This is a genomic window from Streptomyces sp. NPDC044064, assembly GCF_056434245.1.
Genome location: NZ_JBWKFN010000002.1, coordinates 322,123 through 330,348, shown reverse-complemented (window position 1 = coordinate 330,348; position 8,226 = coordinate 322,123). Strand labels below are relative to the sequence as shown.

The 8,226-nt window shown below is 70.8% G+C and carries 5 protein-coding genes; 3 read left to right on the top strand and 2 right to left on the bottom strand.

Going from position 1 to position 8,226, the window contains the following annotated elements:
* Positions 1-135: 135 nt before the first annotated feature.
* Together AC07DS_RS04520 and AC07DS_RS04515 are read right to left on the bottom strand one after the other, a co-directional pair.
* A complete protein-coding gene (locus AC07DS_RS04520) occupies positions 136-1,746 on the bottom strand; it encodes an NADH-ubiquinone oxidoreductase-F iron-sulfur binding region domain-containing protein (RefSeq protein ID WP_479142605.1) in 1,611 nt (536 codons plus the stop codon).
* Positions 1,743-3,032 carry a cytochrome b/b6 domain-containing protein gene (locus tag AC07DS_RS04515; RefSeq protein ID WP_479142603.1) on the bottom strand — a complete coding sequence of 430 codons (1,290 nt, stop codon included), beginning with the start codon at positions 3,030-3,032 and terminating at the stop codon, positions 1,743-1,745. Before AC07DS_RS04515 ends, AC07DS_RS04520 begins: the two co-directional genes overlap by 4 nt.
* Positions 3,033-3,448: 416 nt before the next feature.
* On the opposite strand from AC07DS_RS04515, the gene leuS reads away from it, so the two are divergent.
* From leuS to AC07DS_RS04500, 3 genes are all read left to right on the top strand, one after another.
* Positions 3,449-6,325, top strand: a complete 2,877-nt coding sequence (gene leuS, locus AC07DS_RS04510) for a leucine--tRNA ligase (protein WP_479142601.1) — start codon at positions 3,449-3,451, stop codon at positions 6,323-6,325.
* 182 nt (positions 6,326-6,507) lie between these two features.
* A complete protein-coding gene (locus AC07DS_RS04505; protein ID WP_479142600.1) occupies positions 6,508-7,245 on the top strand; it encodes a hypothetical protein in 738 nt (245 codons plus the stop codon).
* A gap of 72 nt (positions 7,246-7,317) precedes the next feature.
* Positions 7,318-8,163, top strand: a complete 846-nt coding sequence (locus AC07DS_RS04500) for a DegV family protein (RefSeq protein ID WP_479142598.1) — start codon at positions 7,318-7,320, stop codon at positions 8,161-8,163.
* Positions 8,164-8,226: the final 63 nt, after the last annotated feature.

The window sequence follows — 8,226 nt, the reverse complement described above, 5'->3', positions numbered from 1 at the left end:
CGACAGACAAAAGAAAACAGAAGAAGCACCAACAAACCGCCCTCTCCCTCTTCGTCCGTCGCGGCCGCCAAGGGAGCGAGCAACTGGGGCCCCCCCCCCCCCCCCGCCCCCCCCCCCCCGGTTCCGCTCGGCGTCTCAGCGTCCGAGGGCGCGGCGGCCGCGGCCCTGGGACAGGACGGGCAGGTTGCGCGCGGGTGCCTGCCCGCGCGTGTCCTCCTCGATGCGCAGCGCCAGTGCCGGGCAGCGGCGCACCGCGCGCAGCGCCTTCGCCTCGGCGTAGCGCGGCACCTGTGCCTGCGCCACGGTCGGGAAGCCGTCCGCGCCCAGCTCGAAGACCTCCGGGAGGATGTCGGCGCACAGACCGTGGCCCCGGCACAGCGTCCAGTCGACGTAGATCTTCTGGCGGCTGGAACCGGTCTCCTCGGGCTCTGTGCCGCCCGTGATGCCCAACGGGGCTCTGCCGCCCTCGAAGAGCGGCAGAACGCCCTCCACGGGCCGTCCGCAGCCGTTTCCGAGGACGTGCGCGGCCAGGTCGTCGGTGAACGCCTTGATGGTCGACTCCAGGAACATCGCGGAGCCGTCGGGGTGCGAACACGCCCCGCGCCGCTTCACGTTCTTCGCGACCTGCTTCAGCGCCTCCAGGGCGGCGGGTCCGCCGCCGTTGAGGATGTCCTCCAGACCGCGCGCGGCGGCGGGCAGTCCGAGGTAGCAGGGGCCGCACTGGCCGGCGCTCTCATCGGCCAGCCACTGGGCCACCCGCAGCGACTCGCCCAGTGGGCAGGTCTCCTGAGTGATCGGCAGGATCGCGCCCGCGCCCAGGGCGCCGCCCACCGCGTCCAGGGAGTTGCGGGAGACGATCGCCTCGTTGACGGTGGCCGCGTCGATCCACTTGCCGTGGTAGCCGCCGGTCAGCACGCCCTGCGGCACCGGCGGGGCGCCGGCCAGTTGCAGGACGTAGCGCAGCGGCACGCCCGTGGGGACCTCGAGCACCATCGGGCGGGCGACCGCGCCGGAGACCGTGAGCATGACGGTGCCCGGCTCGTCGTACAGGCCGGTGTTGCCGTAACGCTCGGGGCCGATGCGGGCGGCGATGGCCAGCTGCGCGAACGTCTCCGCGTTCGACAGCAGGGTGGGCGCCCCGCCGACGCCGGACTGCGAGGCGCTGATCTTGCGGCCGGGCGGGATCGCGGGGCCGCCGTCGACCGAGCGGATCAGCGACGCGGCGGCGCCGGTGACCATGCGCACGGGGTTGCGCTGCACCCACGCGCGCAGTGCCGATCTGCGGCTGTTGCTCAGGCCGCGCTCGGCGAGCGCGGCCTCCATGGAGCGCTGGGTGGACTCCCGGGTGACCCCGATCACGAGTGTGCGGGCACCGAGGGCCTCGGCGCACAGCAGGGCGCCGTCGAGGATGAGATGCGGGGCACGGTTGATGAGCACCGTGTCCTTGCGGCAGGCCGGTTCGTCCTCACTGCCGTTGACGACGACGACCGGCCGCACTCCCCGCTTGATGGCGGACTCGGCGACCGATCGCAGCTTCTTGTGAAAGGGGAAGCCCGCGCCGCCGCGGCCCTTGAGGTTGATGGCCTCGGCGAGTTGGGCGAGTTTCTCGCCGCTCAGCGGGTCGAGCGGCCCGTGCACCTTCAGATGCATGGGCAGATCGAGCCGCTCCACAAGGTCGAAGCCCGACGTGAGCTGCGGAAGTCCGACCACGCGGACTTCGGGTACGTCGGGCAGGGCCTCGTTCACCTATAGCCTCCGGAAGGCATGTTCCAAGGTTCGCCCGAACCCGGCGTCTCGTACGAGGTGCCGGGGTTTGGTTCTGTGGCGGGACCGCTGTTGTACGTGTCACCCGAGTTGTACGTGCCGTAGAGGTTGTTCGTCTCACCGGTGTCGTACATGTCACTTCCGCCGTATCCCGTGGTGCCCGTATTGCCGTAGACCGGAATGGTGTATCCCGTGTCCTGGAGCGGGTCGTACGCCGACGGCGGGGCCTCGCCGACCGGCGGCGGGGACGGGACCGGCCAGCTGCCCGAGGTGCTGGACTGGCCGTCCACGCGCGACATCGTCTCGGTGGCCTGCATGTCCCTCGGCAGGTCCATGCGTGTGGTCTGGCCGGTGGCGAACGACTGCTGCTGGCCCGGAGTGGACACCGCCCGGTAGGCCGCGGCGAAACCGGACGCCGGCTCGGGTGCCGGGCTCGCGGGGGTCTGGTACAGCGACGAGGCGGCGGGGGCGGGCCTCTCGCCCTGCGCGGCCCTCGGCTCGCGCCGGCTCTCGAAGCCCTGCAGGCCGGAGTCGGCGGCCCGGGAGCGGCTCGCCTCCAGGCCCTCGCGCCCCTGCCGCTCCTCGCTGCCGATGAGCGCGACGATCCGGTCGGCGACCTTGCGCTTGAACGGGCGCGGCGCGGCCCGCAGCGCGAGCGCCGCCATGATGCCGACCAGGCACAGCTCGTACGAGATCATGAAGAACGGCTTCGCGGCGCGCCCCGCGAACAGGCCGTGGATCAGCGCCGCGCACAGGGCCGGGTAGGCCAGCATGTGCATGGCGCGCCAGCGCGCGGCCACCGGCGCGGGGGAGGCGAACTGGTTGCGCAGCGCGCCGGTGACGCCCACGAAGATCATGAGCAGGGCGGCCAGCGAGCCGAGGCCGATCAGTCCCCCGGTGCCCGACACGCCGAGGCTGAAGGGGATCAGCGCGGCGATCAGGACGGTGTGTCCCAGCGCCAGCTTGATCGTGATGTGCACCAGGAGGAACGCGATCGAGGCCACCGCGAGCACCCGGTGGATAGCTTGGGCGACGATCCGCTGACGAGTGTTGAGGATGAGCCGGTCCTGCGTGACCAGACCCCAGATCACCGAACTGGTGAGGCTGACGAGCGACAGGACGCCCGCACCGAAGTTCAGGAAATCCTGGAGCCAGCCGCCTCCGTTCACCACAACCACGGGTATGAGCAGCAGGACGACAGCAGTCGCCACCCCATAGGCCGACCGGCCCGGCTTGGGGAGTGAGCTGTTACTACGACGAGGGTTCATGGGGGCAACTCCGAGCAGTTTCGGGAAGGCGGTCCCGCTGCCGAACTCTAGGTGGCGCCATACCGATCAGTACGAGGTTTGAGTTATTGCGTTGTTATCAAAGGACAATGCGACCGTGTCGATGTCCCTTAGCGGGTGTTACGCGAAGTAATCTTTGACCTTCGTTCAGTTCTGGTCGGGTTCGTGGCATGTCCACATGGCATACGGACGTTCGGCGCCGCTTGCTCAAGGGCTGCGGTACCCTAGCGCCATGCGTGCCGTACGCCTTCTGCTTAGCGGGCCGCGCTGATCAATACCGACCCCCGGTCGAACCGGGCGGGTCGGCATCGGCGCGGCGTCCCCTCCTGTGCGAGGGGTTTTTTCGTTTCTCAAGGACACAGCCGCAGGCAGAGACGATCGATGGAGCTTTGAGGATCATGAGCGAGACGAACCCCGCTGCCCCCGCCGAGGTGGCCGCGCCGCACCGCTACACGGCCGCCCTGGCTGCCGAGATCGAGGCACGCTGGCAGGACTTCTGGGACGTCGACGGCACCTACGCGGCGCCGAACCCGAAGGGTGACCTGGCCGGCGACGCCGAGCTGGCCGCCCGGCCCAAGAAGTTCATCATGGACATGTTCCCCTACCCGTCGGGTGCGGGCCTGCACGTCGGCCACCCCCTGGGCTACATCGCCACCGACGTCTACGCCCGGTTCCAGCGCATGACCGGCCACAACGTCCTGCACACCCTGGGCTTCGACGCCTTCGGCCTGCCCGCCGAGCAGTACGCCGTGCAGACCGGCACGCACCCGCGCGTGTCCACCGAGGCCAACATCGAGAACATGAAGGCCCAGCTGCGCGGGCTGGGTCTGGGTCACGACAAGCGCCGGTCGTTCGCCACGATCGACCCGGACTACTACAAGTGGACCCAGTGGATCTTCCTGCAGATCTTCAACTCCTGGTACGACGACGAGGCCCGCAAGGCCCGCCCGATCTCCGAGCTGATCGCCCAGTTCGAGTCCGGTGAACGCGCCGTGGCGGGCGACCACGGGCGCGCGTGGAACCAGCTGACCGCCGCCGAGCGCTCCGAGGTCCTGAGCGAGTACCGCCTGGCCTACGCCTCCGAGTCGCCCGTCAACTGGTGCCCCGGCCTGGGCACCGTGCTGGCGAACGAGGAGGTCACCGCCGACGGCCGCTCCGAGCGCGGCAACTACCCGGTCTTCAAGGCCAAGCTGCGCCAGTGGAACATGCGCATCACCGCCTACGCGGACCGGCTGCTGGAGGACCTGGAGGAGCTGGACTGGCCCGAGGCCATCAAGCTGCAGCAGCGCAACTGGATCGGCCGCAGCGAGGGCGCCCGCGTCGACTTCCCGATCGACGGCGAGCGCATCACGGTCTTCACCACCCGCCCGGACACCCTGTTCGGCGCGACCTACATGGTGCTGGCCCCCGAGCACCCGCTGGTCGACAAGTTCACCCCGGCCGCCTGGCCGGAGGGCACCCACGACGTGTGGACCGGCGGCCACGCCACCCCGGCCGAGGCCGTCGCCGCCTACCGTGCGCAGGCCGCCTCGAAGTCGGACGTCGAGCGCCAGGCCGAGGCCAAGGACAAGACCGGCGTCTTCGTCGGCGCGTACGCGACCAACCCGGTCAACGGCGACCGGGTCCCGGTCTTCATCGCCGACTACGTCCTGATGGGCTACGGCACCGGCGCGATCATGGCCGTCCCGGCGGGCGACCAGCGCGACTTCGAGTTCGCGCGCGCCTTCGAGCTGCCGATCCACTGCATCGTCGAGCCGACCGACGGCCGGGGCACCGACACCTCGACGTGGGAGGACGCCTTCGGGTCGTACGACGCGAAGATCATCAACTCCGCCAACGACGAGATCTCCCTGGACGGCCTGCCCGTCGCCGAGGCCAAGGCGCGCGTCACCGAGTGGCTGGCGCGCAAGGGCATCGGCGAGGGCACCGTCAACTTCCGCCTGCGTGACTGGCTGTTCAGCCGCCAGCGCTACTGGGGCGAGCCCTTCCCGATCGTGTACGACGAGGACGGCATCGCCCACGCGCTGCCCGAGTCGATGCTGCCGCTGGAGCTGCCGGAGGTCGAGGACTACTCGCCGCGCACCTTCGACCCGGACGACGCGGACACCCAGCCCGAGACGCCGCTGTCGCGCAACGAGGACTGGGTCAACGTCACCCTGGACCTGGGCGACGGGCCGAAGAAGTACCGGCGTGAGACCAACACCATGCCCAACTGGGCCGGTTCCTGCTGGTACGAGCTGCGCTACCTGGACCCGCACAACAGCGAGAAGCTGGTCGACCCCGAGATCGAGCAGTACTGGATGGGCCCGCGCGAGGGCCAGCCGCACGGCGGTGTCGACCTGTACGTCGGCGGCGCCGAGCACGCCGTACTGCACCTGCTGTACGCGCGCTTCTGGTCCAAGGTCCTGTACGACCTGGGGCACGTCTCCTCCGCCGAGCCGTTCCACAAGCTGTTCAACCAGGGCATGATCCAGGCCTTCGTCTACCGCGACAGCCGCGGCATCGCCGTGCCGGCCGCCGAGGTGGAGGAGCGCGACGGCGCCTACTACTACGAGGGCGAGCGGGTCAGCCGGCTGCTGGGCAAGATGGGCAAGTCCCTGAAGAACGCGGTGACTCCGGACGAGATCGCCGCCGAGTACGGCGCGGACACGCTGCGCCTGTACGAGATGGCGATGGGCCCGCTGGACGTCTCCAGGCCCTGGGACACGCGCGCGGTGGTCGGCCAGTTCCGGCTGCTGCAGCGGCTGTGGCGCAACATCGTCGACGAGAACACCGGCGAGGTCACCGTCACCGACGCCGAGCCCGACGAGGACACGCTGCGCGCCCTGCACAAGGCGATCGACGGCGTGCGCCAGGATCTGGAGGGCCTGCGCTTCAACACCGCCATCGCCAAGGTCACCGAGCTGAACAACCACCTGACCAAGGGTGGTGGCGCGGTGCCGCGGTCGGTCGCCGAGCCGCTGGTCCTGATGGTCGCCCCGCTGTCCCCGCACATCGCCGAGGAGCTGTGGCGCAAGCTGGGCCGCACCGACTCGGTCGTCCACCAGGACTTCCCGGTCGCCGACCCGCGGTACGTGGTGGACGAGACCGTGACCTGCGTCGTGCAGATCAAGGGCAAGGTCAAGGCCCGTCTGGAGGTGCCGCCGGCCATCTCCGAGGAGGAGCTGGAGAAGGTGGCGCTGTCCGACGAGAAGGTCGTCGCGGCGCTGGACGGCGCGGGCATCCGCAAGGTGATCGTGCGGGCGCCCAAGCTGGTCAACATCGTTCCGGCCTAGGACCAGGTCCGAGCGGACGCCCGGGTACCGGAACATCCGGGGTCCCGGGCGCCCGGGGAATGCGGCGTCGGGGTAGTCCCCTACGGGCAGGTTCGGGGTTTTTCCGGAACTCCGGACCTGCCCGCTGCGTTTACCGTGGAGAACACAGCGGCTCGTGCCGCATCCGGCGGAGGAGGAGCGTCATGGAAGTGATCACCGTGCTCGCCCTGTTCTTCCTGCTCTTCGTCGGCCTCGGCGCCTTCGTCACGATCAAGGCGCTCGGCGCCGCCAAGCGCGGCGTGGACCGCACGATCGCGCAGGCCAGACGCACCGTCGAGGACCACACCCTGCGTGCCAAGTCCTTCGCCCAGGTCGGCCCGGCCGGGGAGATCGCCCAGCTGCGGCTCACGCTGCGCACCTCGATGCGCGCCACCCAGGAAGCCCTGGACGCGGGATTGCCCGAGGACGAGTCGCTGAAGGAGTCCCTCGGCCTCTTCGAGCGGCTCGGCGCGCACGGCCGCGAGCTCGACGCCGACCTCAAGCGTCTGGAGTCCGAGCCGGACCGGGCCACGCTCGCCGCACGGCTGCCCGAGCTGCGCGGCCGCACCGAGCGCATCACCCAGTCCGCCGACTCCCTGCGCTGGGCCGCCCGCGACCGGGCCCGCCGCTTCTCCGACGACGACCTGGACTCGCTCAGCGCCCAGATCGACGTCGAGGCCGGGGCCCTTCGCCACTGGACGCGGGACGAGCCCACACCGGCACCCCCGCCGTGGCCGGACGCCCCGGCCGCCGCCGGCGGCCCCGAGGCACGGCAGCAGACCTGGCAGGAAACACCCGGCTCCCGCACCGCCGATGAGCCGGCGGGCCGGGCCATCACCCCGCCGACACCGCACCCTTCCTACCCCTGGCAGAAGAAGCCGCGCCCCGAGAGCACCACATGACCGGTCCGCTTCCGGACCGGCGGACAGGGGCTGGGCTGCCACGTGAGCGCTACGGCAGGTAACCTCCAGCTCATGTCCTGCCATGTCGCTATCGTCACCGATTCAACGGCCTACCTGCCGCCGCGGACGATGGAGCGTCACGGCATCACAGCGGTGCCGCTGACCGTGGTCCTCGGCGACCAGGCGCTCGAAGAGGGCACCGAGATCTCGACCCGTTCCCTGGCCCAAGCACTGCAGAAGCGGCGCCCGGTCACCACCTCCCGCCCCAGCCCGCAGACGTTCGCGGAGACCTACCGCAGGGTCGCCGAGTCCGGCGTGAGCGCCATCGTCTCCCTGCATCTGTCCGCCGAGCTGTCCGGCACCTACGACGCGGCGGTCCTCGCGGCGCGTGAGGCACCGGTGCCGGTACGGGTGGTGGACACCGGGATGGTCGCGATGGCGCTGGGTTTCTGCGCGCTCGCCGCGGCCGAGGCCGCAGAGGCCGGCGGCACGGTGGACGAGGTCGTGGCGGCGGCCGAGAAGCGGGCCGCGGGCACCTCCGCCTACTTCTACGTCGACACGCTCGACTACCTGCGCCGCGGCGGCCGCATCGGCGCGGCACAGGCCCTGCTCGGCTCCGCACTGGCCGTCAAACCGCTGCTCCAGCTGGGCGGTGGCCGCATCGAGCTGCTGGAAAAGGTCCGTACGGCGTCCAAGGCGATCGCCCGTCTCGAGGAGATCGCGGCCGACCGGGCGGGTGCCGCAGAGGTCGACATCGCCGTCCACCATCTCGCCGCCCCCGAGCGGGCCGCCGCCCTCGCCGACCGGCTGCGGGAGCGGGTGCCCGGGCTGGCCGATCTGCATGTCAGCGAAGTCGGGGCGGTCATCGGGGCGCACACCGGGCCCGGGCTGCTGGGAGCGGTCGTCTCCCCGCGCTGACCCCCCGCCCCACGGGCTGCCGTCACTCGTGCGAGTGGTGGAGTTGTCCACAACCAGGCGGTG